This is a genomic window from Ensifer sp. D2-11, assembly GCF_054161295.1.
The window spans coordinates 896,665-914,826 of the sequence record NZ_CP096433.1 but is presented as its reverse complement, the minus strand read 5'-3'; the positions used below and the strand labels follow the sequence as shown (position 1 = coordinate 914,826).

Below are 18,162 nucleotides of genomic sequence, written 5' to 3'. Positions count from 1 at the left end.
AAGTGGTGCACTTCTCCGCGTCGGCGGACAGTGGCAAACAGACCTTAAACAATCGCTAAAACACTGCCCGCGACTTTGCGGAAGTTCGCGCGTTTCGACCGCTGCTGCCCTTTTCCTTCCGTCTCGTGCTATGATCGCTTCATGCGCACGGATACCAAGAAGTCGCTCTCTCCCCTGATCTTCGCCCTCGCCACCGGCGTGCTCGCGCTCGTCTTCCTGCTCGCCTTCAAAGGCTGGATCGCGAATGGCGCCGACATTTTCCTGTCGCTGGCGCAAGCCGGTCTCGCCTGGTGCATCTGAGACGCACCGCCTCAAGCGAACCTGCGGCAATTGTCCCCTTTGCACCCGTGTGTCCGACGCGGTATCAACGCTCTACATTCCTGACGGCCCGACGGCGCCGCGCGTCTGTCTCAGATGCGTCGGGGCAGCAACAGACTGGTGGCAATGATGAAATCCATACGCATCGTTCTCTGGGTAGCCATTCTCGTCATGGTGGCCGTCCTCGGCTGGCTGACCTTCGACATGACCCAGCCGAAGCAGCAGGCCGCATCCGGCCCCTTCGGCGTGCCCTTTACCCTTGTCGCCCAGAATGGCGAGCAGATCACCGAGAAGGCGTTCACCGGCAAGCCGACGGCGCTCTTCTTCGGCTTCACCCATTGCCCGGAAGTTTGCCCGACCACGCTGTTCGAACTCAACGGCTGGCTCGATAAGGTCGATCCCGAGGGCAACAAGCTGCAGGCCTACTTCATCACCGTCGATCCCGAGCGCGATACACCCGAAGTGCTCGGCCAGTATGTTTCAAACGTGTCCAAGCGCATCACCGGCATCTCCGGTCCGCCCGACAAGGTGCTGGAAATGGTCAAGGGTTACCGCGTCTATTACAAGAAAGTCCCCACCGACGAGGCAAAGCCGGACGGCGACTACACGATGGATCATACCGCCTCTGTCTTCCTGCTCGACGCCAACGGCCAGTTCAGCGGAACGATCGCCTATGGCGAAAACCCGGAAACGGCCGTCAAGAAGCTGGAAAACCTCACGCGCGGCTAACAATGTTTGCCCGTGTATCCTGCGGGCGCCGGTAAACCCGGCGCTTTGCCTTTGTACCTCATTCATGATAGCGGCGAACCGCCCACAGCGCCGCGCATCCGATCGGACGCGCCGAAGCCGCTGTGGCCCTTTTGAATGGCTGCACGCCGAAGGAAAGCACCGTGAGCGAGATACGACTTTTCGTCACCACTACCGAGAAGCAGGCGGCAGCCGTCCTCGACGTCATGAGCGCAATTTTCGAAGAAGACGATTACGCGATCGCGACCATGGAGATCGACGAGAAGCGGGATGTCTGGGAGGCCTCCGTCTACATGATGACGGATGAAGAGGAGAGCGTGAGATCACGCCTCGCTCAGGCACTCGAAGTCGAATTTTCGCATCTTCCGATCGAGCGCGAAGTGCTGCCGGATGTCGACTGGATCGCCAAGTCGCTGGAGGGCCTCGCCCCCGTGCGCGCGGGCCGCTTCGTCATCCACGGCTCGCACGATCGCGACAAGGTGAAGCCGGGTGAGATCGCCATCGAGATCGACGCCGGCCAGGCCTTCGGCACCGGCCATCACGGCACGACAGCCGGCTGCCTCGAAATGCTTGCCTCCGTCGCCCGCTCCCGGCCCGTCCGCAACGCGCTCGACCTCGGGACGGGAAGCGGCGTGCTGGCGATCGCCGCCTGGAAGCTCCTGCACGTCCCGGTGCTCGCAACCGACATCGATCCGATCGCAACCCGCGTCGCCGCCGACAACGCCCGTCGCAACGGCGTCGTCACCGGCCTGACCTTCGCCACCGCGCCCGGCTTCCACTCGACCACCTTCAGCACCAACGGCCCCTTCGACCTCATCATCGCCAACATTCTGGCGCGGCCGCTGATGAAGATGGCGCCGCAAGTTGTGGCCAACCTCGCTCCGGGCGGTTCGGTCATCCTTTCCGGTATTCTCGCCGAACAGCGCTGGAAGGTGCTCGCAGCCTATAACGGCCAGAACCTCAAACATGCGCGCACCCTCTGGCGCAATGGCTGGGTAACCATTCATCTGACCAGGTAAGTCACACCTATCGCAGACGCATCCGGTCGCGGCGTCCGGACGCCGCATTTCTATGGAGATGTTCCTGTAGAACGCCGGCCTTGATCAGTGCATCGCGCTGATGGTCATGAAGCTGGCTGCCATCCGCTTTCGAGACTCGCGCATACCCGATCAAGGTCGTCATTTATACGCTCGTATTTCTTGCACGCTGTCGCCGGGGTCCGGCGCGCCGTCAGGTTCGATTGACCCGCGCTGATCCTGCCGCCAAAAACGGCACGAAAGCTTGTCGCACTTTCTCAAGAAACGCATCGCTGAAGCGACCAACCGGTTCTTGGCCGGAATCGAGGTAGTACGATCGTTCCAGAACGTTGTAATTACATTCGCTGATCGTGATCCAGCCGCGCTGACGGCAAGACCAACTTGCCCTGCCGTAATTCAGCTCCGGGGATCTCTAAAGTGCATCCCTGATCGGAAACATGTCTTCGCCGTAGTGATGAAGCCTCGTGTGATGTCGGCGGCAAAGCCACCGCACCTTTAAAGGCTCGTCGTATTGATCGTGATGGGCATCGACCGCTTCGATCCCGCAGACCTCGCACGTTTGCTTTTCCAGTTCGCCTGCCTTCACTGCTCGCTGCACAGCGAGATGAGCATCGTATTTCCCTGGATTGGCACGCGCCAATTCGCTTGGCGGGTATCGGTTTTCAGCATCGCCGCTCCAACCTCTGTATGCTCCGTTTGAGAGATATCCTCGCAAGTCGACCGTAAGCAGGCATATCACGAAGCAAACCGTTCTTCATTTGTTTTCCCGTGGACACCGCCTGTTTCCACAGGCACTTCCGTCCCGGACAGGCTCTATTGCGCCGAACTGGATCCTCCCTCCTGCGCCAAGCGCAGTGATGACGATAGAAGGAGTATCGACCGAAAGGGGAACCGAGAAAACGAAAAGGCCGCCCGGTCCATCATGACGGGGCGGCCTTCTCGAAACAAAGGCGATGCCGAAGCATCGCCTGCTGACCGGCTTTTGGCCGACCATACCCGCGAGCTTGAGGAGGAGGAGCGCTCAAGCGGGCTCTACCGTTCCGAAGCTGGCCACCCTGAGGGAGGAGGAGAACAGATGACCAACTATTCTCGGAACTGCAGTCTTTTGAACCGGCGGACGTTCGTCCGTGTTCGTTGAGCGGGCTTATAAACCATAATTCCGATAGAGAAAGATACATTCCGGCATGGGTGCCATGCGCCGCGTGCATATGTATGACAAATGGGCAAATGCGCGTCCTGCACCACCCGAGGTACACGCTGTTCATGGGCGAATCTCGTCTCCCCCCTGCGCGAACGAGTTTAAGTTGTTACTTTATGCAGGTCGTTATTCCAAAACCGCTGCTCCACTTTTGGAAGAGATGCATTAACATGCCCATCTCACCTGCGGTCTCCGCCAAGCTTACCGGGAAAGTCCATGTTCCAATCCTTCGAAGTCACCTCCACGCCCCAGTTCGGCAAGGAGAGAACCACCGCCCTGCGTGCCGCCCTCGCAACCTTGGGCGTCGATGGCTTCCTCGTGCCGCGTGCCGACGAATTTCAAGGGGAATATGTGCCCCGCAGTTCCGAGCGGCTGTCGTGGCTGACGGGCTTTACCGGTTCGGCCGGGGTAGCGCTCGTGACCCAGCGCGAAGCGATCGTCTTCGTCGACGGCCGTTATGTAACCCAGCTCAAGGAGCAGGTGGACGGCAGCGTCTTCACCGGCGGCGATCTCATCGGCGAACCGCCGCATGTCTGGCTGGAGCGCCATGGATCCAAGGGCTTCCGCCTCGGCATCGATCCTTGGCTGCACACCGCGGCGGAAGTTCGCCGGCTCGAAAAGGCGCTTGCCGCGATCGGCGGCAGTGTCGTCCTTCTCGACCACAATCCGCTCGACCGGCTCTGGGCCGACCGTCCCGCAACGCCGCTCGGCCCGGTGACGATCCAGCCGGTCGAGCATGCGGGGCAATTGGCGAAAGACAAGATCGCGGAGATCGCGGCGGGCGTGGCAAAGGCGAAGGCCGCCGCCGTCGTTCTCACGGATCCCTCCTCCGTCGCCTGGACCTTCAACATCCGTGGCAGTGACGTGCCGCACACGCCGCACCCGCTGGCGCGCGCGATCATCCATGCGGACGGCAGCGCCGAGCTTTTCCTCGACAAACGCAAGACCGGCATCGAGCAGGAAGCCTACCTGACCCAGCTCGCCGACATAATGGCGCCCGCGAGCTTCGACGATCGGCTCGCCGCCCTCGCCTCAACCGGCGCAGCCATCATGATCGATCCGGATCTCGCCCCCTTCGCGATCGGCGAGCTGATTCGCAGGAAGGAAGGTTCGGTGGTCGAGGCGGTCGATCCCGCCCGCCTGCCGCGCGCCTGCAAGAATGCAGCCGAGATCGCCGGATCGACCCGGGCGCACCTGCAGGATGGTGCGGCGATGGTCGAGTTCCTCGCCTGGCTGGACGGGAGGGAGCCCGGCAGCGTCACCGAAATCGGCGCAACCAGGCAATTGGAGGCAACGCGCGCGGCCGTCGGCGAGCGCATGCAGAACCCCCTGAAGGACGTTTCTTTCGACACGATCGCCGGCGCCGGTTCGCATGCCGCAATCATGCATTATCGGGTCACGAACGAAACCGACCGGCGGATCGAGGCCGGTACCATGTTCCTGATCGACTCCGGCGCGCAATACATCAACGGTACGACCGACATCACCCGCACGGTCGCGATCGGCGCGGTGCCGGAAGAACAGAAGCGGTTCTTCACGCTCGTGCTCAAGGGCATGATCGCAATCAGCACGGCGCGCTTCCCGAAGGGGTCACGCGGCGTCGACCTCGATCCGCTCGCCCGGATCGCGCTTTGGAAGGCGGGCGCCGATTATGCGCACGGGACGGGCCACGGCGTCGGCTCCTATCTCTCGGTCCACGAAGGACCGCAGCGCATTGCCCGGCTTGCCACGCAGGAATTGCTGCCCGGCATGATCCTTTCCAACGAACCCGGTTACTATCGCCCCGGCGCCTTCGGCATCCGCATCGAGAATCTCGTCGTCGTGCGCGAGCCGGAGGAGATCGAGGGCGGCGACCAGCCTATGCTCGGCTTCGACACGCTGACCTTCTGCCCGATCGATCGCCGGCTCGTCCTTCCCGCCCTGCTGACCGACGACGAGCTTGACTGGCTGAACGCTTACCACGCGGAAACGCTGGAAAAGCTGATGCCGCTGCTGTCGGGCACGGAAACGAGAGACTGGCTGGCCAGTGCTACGGAAGCAATCGTGCGATAGGGTCGGAACGGGCGGCCCGGCGGTGTGGGCTGGGGCTGGGGTACCGCCGGGCCTCCGTTGGGAGGGTCGATTTCTCAACCAACAGCATGGTTATATTTGCGGCGACGCTCTCGCGTAACCCGCGAATTTTACTGAATCGCAGCCTTAATCCGACAATAGTCTGAATGGGGCGCAGGCCCCTTTCCGGTCAGATCCCAAGCATCGTCTTGGCTTGGCCGAGCGCTGCTTCCGAGCCCGCATGGTCGCCAGCCTTGTGCAAGTCTTCGCCCTGCTGGCGCAACTGTTTCACCTTGGCCATGTCGGCCTCGGACAATGATGCGTTGGGCATGGCCGCATCGATCGCCTGCATCATGGCGGGGCACTGGTTGGCAAACGCGGTAACAGGCGCAAGCGCGAGAAACAGCGCAACGGAAATTCTGGTAATCATGGTCGCTCCTCCGTGGGCCGGGGGGCGGCTGCCTCCCCGGCAACGAGAAGATGATAGTCCAGAACCGGCCTGGCGCCAATCCGAGCGGCCGGACCCATGCTCAGGCGGCGGGAACCTACATGATCAGGTGCCGGATCGCCATGACCGCGATCCAGCCCACGAGCAGCATCCGAAGCGTCGAAAAGCGCAGCCCGACGACGAAGGCGACGAGCATCGCTGCGGCGACGTCCATGCCACCATAGACGAAGGCGGGCGCCACCAGCGTTGTCAGTACAGCCGCCGGGACTGCGTTCAACGCAGACTCGACGCGCGGAGGTATGTTCTTCAACTGCGTGATAAGCACGTAGCCGCCGAAGCGCGTGACATAAGTGGCGACCGCCGCCGCGACGATGAGATAGAGCAGATCGAGGTGTTGCGCGTCCAAGGATCAGGCCTCCTTTTCCACGGCGTGGGTTTCGGTCGCCGGTCGCTTCGGCGGCAGACAGGCCGCAAGCAGGACGCCGGCAAGCGCGCCGATGCTGACATGCCAGGGGGAGCCGACGAAATGCATCGCAGCGACGGAAGCGACGGCGCTCACCGCCACGATCGGCAGAAAGCGGTCGCGCGTGCGGAAGCTCATCACGAGCCCCAGAAAGTAGATCGGGAGGAGCACGTCGAGGCCGATCGCCTTGGGATCGCCGATCAACTGCCCGAAGATCGCACCGATCAGCGTATTGATGAGCCATGGAACATAGATCACGACGCCGAAGCCCGCATACCAGGCGAAGGTGACCGGCAATCCGCGCTGGCCGCGCTGTTCGGTCTCCGCATATTGCGGGTCCACGAGCAGGAAAAATGCGATCAGCTTTTGAACGAAGCTGAAATGGCGGATGTGCTTGGCGAGAGAAGCGGAATAGAGCACGTGGCGGAAGTTGACCGCAAAGACCGAGAGCACCACCAGCCAGGGCTGCACGTTGCTTCCGAAGAGTTCGATGCCGACCATCTGGCTTGCACCCGCATAGACGGTGGCGCTCATGAATACCGCATCGGCAATCGAAAACCCGTTATCCACCGCAAGCGCGCCGAAAAGCGCTCCGAAGGGCGACGCCGCCAGCATGATCGGAAAGCCGCCGCGCAGCCCTTCCCGGAAATCGCCTCTGCTCATGAAATTCTCCTGCGGGGCCGCCCGTAACGAGCATGCCGGACAGATAGGGGCTGCCGCAGATCGCGACAATTCAATTACTCTGATGCGGCGATTGAATTTTCTGATGGTTGGACGCGCGTCATTCCCGAACGAGCACACGAGACCTGGTGCTCGGTCGGCCTACCATAAGAAGGCGGACGCAAAGAACGCGCCCGCCCCGACACGTCAGCGCTTTACTTGAAACGTGTGCTCTATGCCCGGAAAGCTGCGCGCCTTCACCTCGTTGGCATAGGCCTCCGCCGCCTTTGAGATCGTCGGTGCCAACTCGGCGAAATGCTTGACGAAGCGCGGCTTGAAATCGTTGAAAAGACCGAGCATGTCGTCCGATACCAGTATCTGGCCGTCGCAGGCCGGCGAAGCACCGATGCCGATGGTCGGCGCGCGCAGCGTGGCAGTGATCTCGCGGGCGACCGGCTCCACCGTTCCCTCGACCACGATGGCGAAAGCGCCGGCATCGTCGATCGCCTTGGCGTCGCGGCGGATCTTGGCCACTTCCTTTTCGTTGCGCCCGACCGAGCGGTAGCCCCCCGTCGTGTTGACGAGCTGCGGCATCAAGCCCACATGGCCGAGCACCGGAATGCCACGGCTGACAAGGAATTCGACCGTCTCGGCCATCTCGGCACCGCCCTCGAGCTTCACTGCGCTGCAGCCCGTTTCCTTCAGGATGCGCGCGGCACTGCGGAAGGCCTGCTCCTTGGATTCCTGATAGGCGCCGAAAGGAAGGTCGACGACGACGCAACAGCGCTCCGAACCGCGCATGACCGCCTGGCCATGCGCAATCATCATGTCGAGCGTGACGCCGACGGTCGTATCGAGGCCGTAGAGCACCATGCCGAGCGAATCGCCGACGAGGAGGAAATCCACATGAGGATCGAGAAGCCGTGCGATCGGCGTCGTATAGGCCGTCAGGCTGACGATCGGGCGCTCACCCTTCAGGGCTTCGATGCTGGCGGGGCTGAGCCGCCGTTTCGTGGTCTGGACGCTCATTCTCAGGCTACCTTTGCAAAACGGGCGGATTTCGGGGCAATCACGCGGTTGTCGAGCAGCTTCGTGGTGCCGAAGCGGACGAAGAGCAGGAGCAGGACCGGCTTTTCTTCGATCTCGCTGACCGGCTCAAGCGTTTCCGGGTCGCGCAGCGCCACCACTTCCGGCCGCGCCAGCGGCTCGCCGGCGAGAAATTCCAAGACACGCTTCTCGACCTCGGCCGGTTCGGTGACCCCGCTTGCGATCAGCCGCTCGGCCTCGTCCAGCGCCTTCGGCACGATTGCGGCTGCACGCCGCTCTTGCGTCGTCAGATAGACGTTGCGCGACGAACAGGCGAGCCCGTCCTCCTCGCGCACCGTCGGTACGCCGATGACCGTAACCGGCTGCGCCAGATCCTCGACCATGCGCCGGATGATCTGGAGCTGCTGGAAATCCTTTTCGCCGAAATAGGCGCGGTCCGGCTGGACGATGTTGAAGAGCTTGGTTACGACCGTCGCAACGCCTGCGAAATGGCCGGGCCTAACTGCGCCCTCGAGTTCGGAGCCGAGCTTCGGCACGTCGACCACCGTTTCCATCGGGCGCGGATACATGTCGGAAACGCCGGGGGCAAAAAGGAAATCGACGCCGCCATCGGTCAGCAGCGCCTGATCACGGGCGAGGTCGCGCGGATATTTGCCAAGATCCTCGTTCGCGCCGAACTGCAGCGGATTGACGAATATGCTGGCGACGACCACGTCGTTCTCGCTGCGGGCGCGGCGCACGAGCTCCATATGGCCGACATGAAGATAGCCCATGGTGGGGACCAATCCGATGGATCTGCCCGCGCGCCGATGCTCGGCAAGGGCCTCTCGCAGATCGGCGATGGTGCTGATGGTTCTCATTCCGGACCCTCCAATCCGCCGGGACGTTGGACACGCCCCGCTTCGCTGATATGGCTCCTGCATCGTCAAAATGCTACAGCGACAGTTGCGCGTCCGATAAGACGCGCGGCTGCGGGCGCCAGCCCCGCGAAAAGGCAATTGCACAAATTTTGGCTGCAAGCTCTATCTTGTGCAGCGCAAAAATACAAACGGAAATGGGCTCAAATTCGAAGCGCCGCACCTGATCGGCGCATCAGACGTAGTCGATTACGAGGGAGGCTACAAAATTCGGCGAGACCTGTCGGCATGCGGCACATGTCTTCGTCCTTGGCTCATCCCATCTTCAACAAGGAGCACCCCATGCGCATGATTTTCGTCAACCTGCCGGTCAAGGATCTGAAAGCCTCCCGGTCCTTCTTCTCCGCTTTGGGCTTCACATTCAACGAGCAGTTTTCCGACGAGACCGCCGCCTGCATGGTCATCGACGACAATATCTTCGCCATGCTTCTGACCGAGCCGAAATTCCGTAGCTTCATAGTCGGCGAGATCAGCGACACGGCCAAGGGCACCGAGGTCATCACTGCGCTCTCCGCCGCGAGCCGTGCCGAATGCGACGACATGTTCGACAAGGCTATTGCCGCGGGCGGCAAGCCATGGAAGCCGGCGATCGACTACGGCTTCATGTACGGCATCAGCTTCCAGGACCTGGACGGCCACGTCTGGGAGTTCATGTGGATGGACATGTCGGCACAGCAGCAGGCGTGACGATCTAAACTACTGCATGTTTCCTTTAATCGTCCCCGCTTAAAGGACAAAAACATGCAGCAGATCAAAGTGCTACAGCGACCTTTGCGCGTCTGATAAGACGCGCGGCGCTGTAACGGGTCACACGGGATGCCCCTCAACCCGCTGCCGCCACCTTCTCCCCGCAGGCGGGGAGAAGGGATATGCCGCGCCCGCTCGCTCCCTCGGGCGGGCGGTGAATGCGGGGTTCAGTTGGCGCCGCTTGTCCCTTCTCCCCGCCTGCGGGGAGAAGGTGCCGGCAGGCGGATGAGGGGCAAGTGAACGCTTTACCCGCCAATCAGCGCCAGCCACTCGTCCTCGTCCATCGTCTGGACGCCGAGTTCGCGGGCCTTGTCGAGCTTCGAGCCGGCGCCGGGGCCGGCGACGACGATGTCGGTCTTCTTCGACACCGATCCCGCCACCTTGGCGCCGAGACTCTCCGCCTTCGCCTTCGCCTCCTCGCGCGTCATCTTCTCGAGCGATCCGGTGAAGACCACCGTCTTCCCGGCGACGGGGCTGTCGGTCGCGACGGGCAACTCCGCGCTTTCGGGCGTAACCTCTTGCAGCAGCTCGGAAACGACCTTCAGGTTGCGCGGCTCCTTATAGAACTCGACAATGGCGCGCGCGACCACCTCGCCAATGCCGTCGATGCTGTTCAGCTCGTTCCAGGCATCTCCCGAAAAGCCCGCCGCCTCGGTCATGGCGGCCCCGAAATGCTCGTAGCTGCCATAGGAGCGCGCAAGCAGCTTGGCCGTCGTCTCGCCCACATGGCGGATGCCTAGCGCATAGATCAGGCGATGAAGCGCTATCGAGCGGCGGGCATTGATCGCCTCGTACAGCTTGCGGACGCTTACCTTGCCGAATCCGTCGATGTTCTCGAGCTTGTTGAGCGATGCCTCCTGGCGGCGTTCGAGCGTGAAGATCTCAGGGGCGGTGCGGATCCTCAGATTCTCGTCTTCGCTTTCGAAGAAGAACTCGATCTGCTTGGAGCCGAGGCCTTCGATGTCGAAGGCATTGCGCGAGACGAAATGCTTCAGATGCTCGACCGCCTGCGCACGGCAGACGAAGCCGCCCGTGCAGCGGCGCACGGCATCCACCTTGCCCGTCTTTTCGTTGATGTCACGCACCGCATGGCTGCCGCAGATGGGGCACGTCGTCGGAAACCTGTAGGGCTCGGCGCCTTCCGGCCGCTCGTCCATCACCACGTCGACGATCTGGGGGATCACGTCCCCTGCCCGCTGGACGATAACCATGTCGCCGATACGGACGTCGCGCCCATCGCGGATCGGCTCACCGGTGTTGCCGACGCCGCGGATATAATCCTCGTTGTGCAGCGTGGCGTTGGTGACGACGACGCCCCCGACGGTGATCGGCTCCAGCCGCGCGACGGGCGTCAGGGCGCCGGTACGGCCGACCTGAATGTCGATGCCCTTCAGACGCGTGAAAGCCTGTTCGGCCGGAAACTTGTGCGCCGTTGCCCAGCGCGGACTGCGCGAGCGGAAGCCGAGCCTGGCCTGCAGATCGAGCCGGTCGACCTTGTAGACGACGCCGTCGATGTCGTAGTCGAGGTCCGGACGCTCCCGCTCGATATGGTGATAGTGCTCCAGGAGCTCGTCGGCGGAGAAGAAGCGCTGCATCAGCGGATTGACCGGGAATCCCCAGGCCTTGAAGGTCTCCACCATGCCGAGCTGCGTATCCGCCGGCATCGCCGACATCTCGCCCCAGGCATAGGCGAAGAAGCGCAGCTTGCGGTTCGCCGTCACCTTCGCGTCCAGCTGACGGAGCGAACCCGACGCCGTATTGCGCGGGTTGACATAGAGCGGCCTGCCCTGCGCCGCCATTTCGGCATTGAGCGCGGCGAAGTCCGATTTCGCCATATAGATCTCGCCGCGGATCTCGACGACATCAGGCGCGTCCGCGGGAAGCGTCTGCGGGATCATGCCGATGGTGCGGACATTGGCGGTGACGTTTTCCCCGGTCGTGCCGTCGCCGCGGGTAGCTGCCGTGACGAGCCGCCGGTTTTCGTAGCGCAGCGACATGGACAGCCCGTCGATCTTCGGCTCGGCCGTGAAGGCGATCGAGCCGTCCGGGAGCTTGCCGAGGAAGCGGTAGACACCGGCGACGAATGCGCGGGCATCCTCGTCCGAGAAGGTATTGTCGAGCGACAGCATCGGCCGCGCATGAACGACCGGCGCGAAGGTCAGCGAGGGTGCGGCACCGACCTTCCGCGAGGGGCCGTCCTCGCGGACAAGTACCGGGAAGCGCTCTTCGATCAGATCGTTCCGCCGCTTCAGCGCATCGTAGTCCGCATCCGAAATCTCCGGAGCATCCTTGCCGTGATAAAGCATGTCGTGGCGGGCAAGCTCCGCCGCCAGGAAGGCGAGTTCCTCGGCAGCTTCCGCTTCGTTCAATTGTTCGACGGATTTTCTTTGATTCAGCATGGATGCGGCTCCAGAACTTTGGAGTCGCTTTTACTGCATGATTCCTCAAATCGGAATCGATTTTGAGGGTAACCGACGCGAAGGAACGTGAGGGCTATTCAACCGTTGCCGGCGAGCAATCGCGCGGCTGCGGCCCTCGCCTCCTCGGTAATCGAGGCGCCGGCGAGCATGCGGGCGATCTCTTCCGTGCGTGCCGCTTCGTCCATGCGGGCGACGCGGGTCGCGATCATCTCGGTCTTTTCCGCGGAAGGCCCCTTCGAAATCAGGAGATGCGTCGCCGCACGCGCGGCAACCTGCGGCGCATGGGTGACGGAAAGCACCTGCACGGTTTTCGAAAGCCGCTTCAAGCGCTGGCCGATCGCATCCGCCACGGCGCCACCGACGCCGGTATCGATCTCGTCGAAGACGAGCGTCGGCGCCGAACCGCGATCGGCGAGCGCCACTTTCAGCGCGAGCAGGAAGCGCGAGAGCTCGCCACCCGAAGCGACCTTCATGATCGGTCCCGGCCTGGTGCCGGGATTGGTCTGGACGTGGAACTCGACCGCATCGATCCCGTCGGCCGTCGGCGATCCCGGGTCGCTCGTCACCTCGACCATGAAGCGGGCGCGTTCGAGCTTCAGCGCAGGCAGTTCTTCCATGACGGCGGCCGAAAGTGCAGCAGCCGTATTGTGGCGCTTCTCGGAAAGTGAGCGGGCCGCAACATCGAAGGCCGCCCTGGCTTCGGCGACCTGTATTTCCAGTTGCTTCAGCTTCTCTTCGCCGGCGTCGAGATCGGCAAGATCTGCGATCATCCGCGCGGCAAGTGCCGGCAGTTCGGTGACGGGAACCGAATATTTGCGGCTAGCGGCGCGCAGAGCGAAAAGCCGCTCCTCGACGCGCTCTAGCTCCTTCGGATCGAATTCGGTGTCGCGGAGCGCGCGCTCGACCGCCATCTGGGCATCCGCAAGCTGGTTCAGCGCCCCATCCAGAAGCTCGACCGTCTCTTCGAGCAGGCCGGGTGCCTCATGGCTCTTGCGTTCGAGCCGCCGGACGAGCGACGCGATGAGCGGTACCGGCGAGGCGTTGCCGTTCAGAAACTCGGATGCCTCGCTGATGTCCCCGGCAATGCGCTCGGCCTTCATCATGCGGGCCCGGTTCTCGGCGAGTTCCTCCTCTTCGCCATCGCGCGGCGAAAGCGTCTCGAGTTCCTCGACGGAGGAACGCAGATAGTCCGCCTCGCGGGCTGCTGCCTCCACCTTCTCGCGGTGTTTCTTCAGACAGCGCTCGGCATCCTTCCAGGCGCGATAGAAGGTTGCGACGTCTTCCGCAGCTTCGGTGGTACCGCCGAAAGCATCGAGCAGCGTGCGGTGCGCGTCGGTATCGACAAGCGCCCGATCGTCGTGCTGGCCGTGAATTTCAACGAGCGTCTGGCCGACCTGCCGCATCAGCTGAACGCTAACCGGCTGGTCGTTGATGAACGCCTTGGTGCGGCCGTCGGCCGATTGCACGCGGCGGAAGATCAGATCGCCATCGTCGTCGATGCCGTTCTCGCGCAGGAAGAGCCGCGCCGTATGGCCGGCCGGGACGTCGAAGACAGCGGTAACCTGGCCCCTGTCCTCGCCGTGGCGCACGAGCGAACCGTCGCCGCGGCCGCCCAGCGCAAGCGACAGACTGTCGAGAAGAATGGATTTGCCCGCGCCGGTTTCGCCGGTCAGCACCGAAAGCCCGGCATCGAAGCTGAGGTCAAGCCGTTCGATCAGGACGATATCGCGGATCGCGAGCTGGGCGAGCATCCGGTTTCATATCTTCGTTGTCAGGCGCCGGGAAAATCACGCGCCGATGAGGTTCTTTCCCGCGCGCGCGATCCAGGACGTGCCGGTTTCGCGCGGCTCAAGCCCGCCGGATTGCAGCAGCTTGTAGGAGTCTGCATACCATTGGCTGTCGGGGTAGTTATGCCCGAGAACCGCTGCCGCCGTCTGGGCTTCCCCGGTCACGCCCATCGCATAATAGGCTTCGACGAGGCGGGCAAGCGCTTCCTCGACCTGATTGGTGGTCGGATACCGCTCGACGACGGTGCGGAAGCGCGAAATCGCTGCCAGATATTCTTTGCGCTCGAGATAATAGCGGCCGACCTGCATCTCCTTGCCGGCGAGCTGGTCGCGTGCAAAGCGGATCTTTGCCTGCGCATCGTCGACATATTCGGAGTCCGGATACTTGTCGACGACCACCTGCATTGCCTCGATCGCCTTCGCCGCGGGTCTTTGATCCTGCGTCACCGACGGAATCTGCTTCGTATAGGCGAGGCCCTGGATATATTGCGCGTAGGCTGCGTCTTCCGACTGCGGATAAAGATTCAGGTAGCGGTTGGTCGAGTTGATCGCGTCCTGATACTGGCCGTTGCGATAGGCAACGAATGCATTCATCACCAGCGCTTTCCGGGCATATTCGGAGAACGGATGCTGCTTGTCGATCGCCTCGAACTTCCGCGCCGCTTCCGTCGTCTTGCCGGCGTTCAGGTTTGCGAGGCCCTGGTTGTAGAGCACGTCCGGCGGATCGGTCTCGGCCGTGAGCTTGGTGATGTCGATGTCCGGATCGTTCTGGCAGGCCGTGATCAGACAGGAGCCGGCGATAGCCGCAAGAACGACCGCGGCGACGCGCGCTGATTTTCCTATGTCGACAGAAACTGCAAGAACCATCGGATATTCCCGTTTCACTCAGCGCCTAGCATCGCGCCAGACTTGCGCGTTTTAGAGCAAGTTACCTCAAGACCGCAACGTCATGATCGGCAATTCATGCAAATTTGTGGCGCGCTGCAGCGCTGCACCCCTTTTCGGATGTGTAAAGCGCCTCTGGCGCCGTGAAAATAGGTGCCGAAGAACACGCGTTACTCAGGGCAACTATCGAATCATCATGAAAATGCCGGCCTTTCGGCCGGCGACTGGAGAAGGAATATCCTATGCCGTCAGGCGGACCAGGGCGCAAAGCCCGGTGCGGCAACCGCCACCATGTCCCGCGAACGGGTGCGCTGGCGCGGCGTTGCCGTTTCCACCACCTCATAGGCGGTCGGATCGCTGAGCAATGCCTTGAGGGCATTGGCATTCATCCGGTGCCCGCCGCGATAGGAGCGGTAGCAGCCGAGGAAGGGAGCACCCGCCAGCGAAAGATCGCCTACGGCATCGAGCGTCTTGTGGCGGACGAATTCGTCCGTATACCGCAGGCCCTCGACATTGATGACCGTGTTGTCGTCCGAAATTACCACGGAGTTCTCGAGTGACGAGCCGAGCGCGAAACCGCCTGCCCAGAGGCGCTCCACATCGCGCATGAAGCCGAAGGTACGCGCACGCGACAGCTCCCGCTTGAAAACGGAAGGCGTCATGTCGCCCTTCCATGCCTGACGGCCGATCAGCGGGCAGTCGAAGTCGATCTCGACTTCGAAGCGCATGCCGTCATAGGGCGTGAATTCCGACCAGGAAGCGCCCGATTCGATGCGCACCGGCTTGAGAATGCGGATATAGCGGCGCTTCTCGGCAAGCGAATGAATACCTGCCTGCTCGATCGCCTCGATAAAGGGGGCTGAGCTGCCGTCCATGATCGGCATTTCAGCGCCATGCACCTCGATCAACAGGTTGTCGAGGCCGAGCGCATAGACCGCCGCCATGACATGCTCGATCGTCGCGATCGAGGTTGCCGGCGAGAGGCCAAGGACGGTGCACAGATCGGTGTTGCCGACCTGCGACGAGACGGCACGGAATTCGCTCACCCGGCCGCCGGCAAGCACACGCTGGAACACGATCCCGGCGTCGGCATCGGCCGGCTGGAAGGTGATCTCGACTTCCGCACCGGAGTGAACGCCAATTCCCTTGAGGGTTATCGGGTTTGCGATCGTCGTCTGAAACCCGAGCAGTTCGATTCCCATTCTCGTCACTTTCAATCAAGGCGGCCTTCGGCCAAAATCCTAAAGGGTGCCACGCTGCTCAAGACACAAGACGAAGTACCGGGACCCCGCGCAGCCGGCGGAAATCTCGTCTTCGAACTAACAGCGCCCGATCGAATCGTATGCGTCCCCAATTCCGATCATGAAAATAAGAGTTTGGAGGCACCATTCCAAATCACTGTTCGTTTCGTTTTGTTACGCAATTCATATGCGCGCAATGCAATTGATAAGCTTCTGATTTCGCGTAAAAAATCGAAAAATGCCCGGGCTGGCGCCCGGGCATCGGCAAGGTGAAGGAACAGCCTCCGCATGTTTCCCTGAACCGGAGCCGGCTCAGGAAAAACTGCGGCGACTGAAAGTACTACGGCGACGTTGCGCGTCCGGTCGGACGCACGGCGCCGTAGGTATCAGCTCGACTGGCGGCGCAGGAACGCCGGAATTTCGAGCTGATCGTCTTCATGCGACCGCATCTGCGGTGCAGCGCGACCGTGATCGTCGAGCTGGCCGCGACGCGGCGCATAGAGGCTGGCTTCCGGCGAAAGCGGCCGGCGCTGTTGCGAGGCGGCGCTTGGTGCCGCGGCGGTCATGTCGGACGAGACATTCGTCGCTTCCCGTTCACGCAGCCCGAGCGAGCTGGTGATCCGGTTCAGGAGTCCCATCGGCCCGCGTTCTTCCTGATGCGCAGGCGCCGGCTGCGTCCGGTGGTCCATTTCTGCCTTCACGACCGGCGGAAAGTCCTCGACCTTCGGCATGCGTACCGGCTCGGCCTGCTGCCGCACGACCTGGGTGGGCTCCTGCCGGACCGGCTGCGCCTGCATCTGCGGCTGGACGGGCGCCTGCATCTCGACCGGGCGCGGTGCCGGCTGCGCCGGCCGCATGACCGGTGCGGCCTCCGCCGGAGCGACGCCGGCGAAGAGCTTGCTCTGCGGACGGAAGGCCTCTTCCTGGAGCTGCGGCTGCGGCTGCGGTGCCGGTGCGGCGACCTGGGCGCGCGCAGCGATGTCGAGCTCGCGCTCCATTTCGGCCTCGTGAATGGCGAGCGCGATATGGTCGACATTCTGCTGCTGGAGCGGCTGCTGCACCGGCTGCGGCTGCGGCACCGGCTGCAGCGAGACAGTCGGCTGCGGCTGAGCCGGAACGGCGGCGGACGGGCGGACGATCGGCTTCGGCGCTACCGGACGAAAGTCGGCGGAGCGGCCGGCCACCTCCGCGGCCGTGCGGTCGATGCCGGTGGCGACGACGGAAACCCGAATGAGGCCTTCGAGCTCTTCGTCGAAGGTCGCGCCGAGAATGATGTTGGCGTCCGGATCGACCTCCTCGCGGATACGCGTGGCAGCCTCATCCACCTCGAAGAGCGTGAGGTCGCGGCCACCGGTGATGGAGATGAGCAGGCCCTGAGCGCCCTTCATCGAGGTTTCGTCGAGCAGCGGGTTGGCGATCGCGGCTTCCGCAGCGGCCATTGCGCGGCCTTCGCCGGAGGCTTCGCCCGTACCCATCATGGCGCGGCCCATTTCGCGCATCACCGAACGGACGTCGGCGAAGTCGAGGTTGATGAGGCCTTCCTTGACCATGAGGTCGGTGATGCAGGCGACGCCCGAATAAAGGACCTGGTCGGCCATGGCGAAGGCGTCCGCGAAGGTCGTCTTGTCATTGGCGATGCGGAAGAGGTTCTGGTTCGGGATGACGATCAGGGTGTCGACCGACTTCTGAAGATCGGAAATACCCTGGTCGGCGATCCGCATGCGGCGTCCGCCTTCGAAATGGAAGGGCTTGGTGACGACGCCGACGGTGAGGATACCCTTGTTTCGGGCAGCCTGGGCGACGATCGGAGCAGCGCCCGTGCCGGTGCCGCCGCCCATGCCGGCGGTGACGAAGCACATATGCGTGCCCTGCAGGTGATCGATGATCTCGTCGATGCATTCTTCAGCGGCCGCACGGCCGACTTCCGGTTGCGAGCCGGCACCAAGACCTTCGGTGACGGCGACACCCATCTGGATGATCCGCTCGGCCTTGGTCATGGTGAGTGCCTGGGCATCCGTGTTGGCGACGACGAAATCGACGCCCTGGAGCCCGGCGGTGATCATGTTGTTGACGGCGTTGCCGCCGCCGCCGCCGACGCCGAAGACCGTGATACGCGGCTTCAGCTCGGTAATGTCCGGCTTCTGCAAGTTGATGGCCATAGTCCTGTTCCTTCTCTTTCCCTGGCCGCCTTGCCGAGC

At 62.8% G+C, this 18,162-nt stretch carries 15 protein-coding genes and 2 pseudogenes; 5 read left to right on the top strand and 12 right to left on the bottom strand.

Annotated features, from left to right (window positions below):
• The first annotated feature begins 141 nt into the window (after positions 1 to 141).
• From M1D34_RS04335 to M1D34_RS04325, 3 genes are all read left to right on the top strand, one after another.
• The gene (locus tag M1D34_RS04335; protein ID WP_010969731.1) at positions 142 to 300 is read left to right on the top strand and encodes a hypothetical protein; all 159 of its coding nucleotides are present in this window, start codon (positions 142 to 144) and stop codon (positions 298 to 300) included.
• 147 nt (positions 301 to 447) lie between these two features.
• Positions 448 to 1,047: an SCO family protein gene (locus M1D34_RS04330; RefSeq protein WP_003536231.1), complete on the top strand. Its 600-nt coding sequence runs from the start codon at positions 448 to 450 to the stop codon at positions 1,045 to 1,047.
• 161 nt (positions 1,048 to 1,208) lie between these two features.
• Positions 1,209 to 2,084 (top strand): 50S ribosomal protein L11 methyltransferase, encoded by an 876-nt coding sequence (locus tag M1D34_RS04325; protein WP_003536230.1) that lies wholly within the window; start codon positions 1,209 to 1,211, stop codon positions 2,082 to 2,084.
• Between the two features lie 25 nt (positions 2,085 to 2,109).
• On the opposite strand, the pseudogene M1D34_RS04320 reads toward M1D34_RS04325, so the two are convergent.
• A pseudogene (locus tag M1D34_RS04320) lies at positions 2,110 to 2,247 on the bottom strand (resolvase); the annotation flags it as partial.
• 267 nt (positions 2,248 to 2,514) lie between these two features.
• Positions 2,515 to 2,771: pseudogene (locus tag M1D34_RS04315) on the bottom strand (hypothetical protein).
• Positions 2,772 to 3,516: 745 nt separating this feature from the next.
• On the opposite strand from M1D34_RS04315, the gene M1D34_RS04310 reads away from it, so the two are divergent.
• Positions 3,517 to 5,352 (top strand): aminopeptidase P family protein, encoded by a 1,836-nt coding sequence (locus M1D34_RS04310; protein ID WP_088217655.1) that lies wholly within the window; start codon positions 3,517 to 3,519, stop codon positions 5,350 to 5,352.
• A 187-nt stretch (positions 5,353 to 5,539) separates the two neighbouring features.
• Here M1D34_RS04310 and M1D34_RS04305 read toward each other — a convergent pair whose 3' ends face one another.
• From M1D34_RS04305 to panC, 5 genes are all read right to left on the bottom strand, one after another.
• Positions 5,540 to 5,779 carry a PA2433 domain-containing protein gene (locus tag M1D34_RS04305; RefSeq protein ID WP_003536221.1) on the bottom strand — a complete coding sequence of 80 codons (240 nt, stop codon included), beginning with the start codon at positions 5,777 to 5,779 and terminating at the stop codon, positions 5,540 to 5,542.
• Between the two features lie 115 nt (positions 5,780 to 5,894).
• Complete coding sequence (locus M1D34_RS04300) at positions 5,895 to 6,203, bottom strand: AzlD family protein (RefSeq protein ID WP_010969734.1); 309 nt, start codon at positions 6,201 to 6,203, stop codon at positions 5,895 to 5,897.
• Between the two features lie 3 nt (positions 6,204 to 6,206).
• Positions 6,207 to 6,923, bottom strand: a complete 717-nt coding sequence (locus tag M1D34_RS04295; protein ID WP_003536218.1) for an AzlC family ABC transporter permease — start codon at positions 6,921 to 6,923, stop codon at positions 6,207 to 6,209.
• Positions 6,924 to 7,127: 204 nt separating this feature from the next.
• Positions 7,128 to 7,949, bottom strand: a complete 822-nt coding sequence (panB, locus tag M1D34_RS04290; RefSeq protein WP_010969735.1) for a 3-methyl-2-oxobutanoate hydroxymethyltransferase — start codon at positions 7,947 to 7,949, stop codon at positions 7,128 to 7,130.
• Between the two features lie 2 nt (positions 7,950 to 7,951).
• Complete coding sequence (gene panC, locus M1D34_RS04285) at positions 7,952 to 8,827, bottom strand: pantoate--beta-alanine ligase (protein WP_088217653.1); 876 nt, start codon at positions 8,825 to 8,827, stop codon at positions 7,952 to 7,954.
• A 339-nt stretch (positions 8,828 to 9,166) separates the two neighbouring features.
• Between panC and M1D34_RS04280 the strand changes: the two genes are divergently transcribed.
• A complete protein-coding gene (locus M1D34_RS04280) occupies positions 9,167 to 9,571 on the top strand; it encodes a VOC family protein (RefSeq protein WP_010969737.1) in 405 nt (134 codons plus the stop codon).
• A 305-nt stretch (positions 9,572 to 9,876) separates the two neighbouring features.
• On the opposite strand, the gene ligA is transcribed toward M1D34_RS04280, so the two are convergent.
• From ligA to ftsZ, 5 genes are all read right to left on the bottom strand, one after another.
• Positions 9,877 to 12,030, bottom strand: coding sequence for an NAD-dependent DNA ligase LigA (ligA, locus tag M1D34_RS04275; RefSeq protein WP_498780833.1), 2,154 nt, complete (start codon positions 12,028 to 12,030; stop codon positions 9,877 to 9,879).
• Between the two features lie 98 nt (positions 12,031 to 12,128).
• The gene (recN, locus tag M1D34_RS04270) at positions 12,129 to 13,802 is read right to left on the bottom strand and encodes a DNA repair protein RecN (RefSeq protein WP_027993148.1); all 1,674 of its coding nucleotides are present in this window, start codon (positions 13,800 to 13,802) and stop codon (positions 12,129 to 12,131) included.
• 36 nt (positions 13,803 to 13,838) lie between these two features.
• Complete coding sequence (locus M1D34_RS04265; RefSeq protein WP_498780831.1) at positions 13,839 to 14,705, bottom strand: outer membrane protein assembly factor BamD; 867 nt, start codon at positions 14,703 to 14,705, stop codon at positions 13,839 to 13,841.
• A 266-nt stretch (positions 14,706 to 14,971) separates the two neighbouring features.
• Positions 14,972 to 15,925 (bottom strand): UDP-3-O-acyl-N-acetylglucosamine deacetylase, encoded by a 954-nt coding sequence (gene lpxC, locus M1D34_RS04260; protein WP_003529110.1) that lies wholly within the window; start codon positions 15,923 to 15,925, stop codon positions 14,972 to 14,974.
• A gap of 425 nt (positions 15,926 to 16,350) precedes the next feature.
• The gene (gene ftsZ / locus M1D34_RS04255; protein ID WP_498780829.1) at positions 16,351 to 18,123 is read right to left on the bottom strand and encodes a cell division protein FtsZ; all 1,773 of its coding nucleotides are present in this window, start codon (positions 18,121 to 18,123) and stop codon (positions 16,351 to 16,353) included.
• Positions 18,124 to 18,162 lie beyond the last annotated feature (39 nt).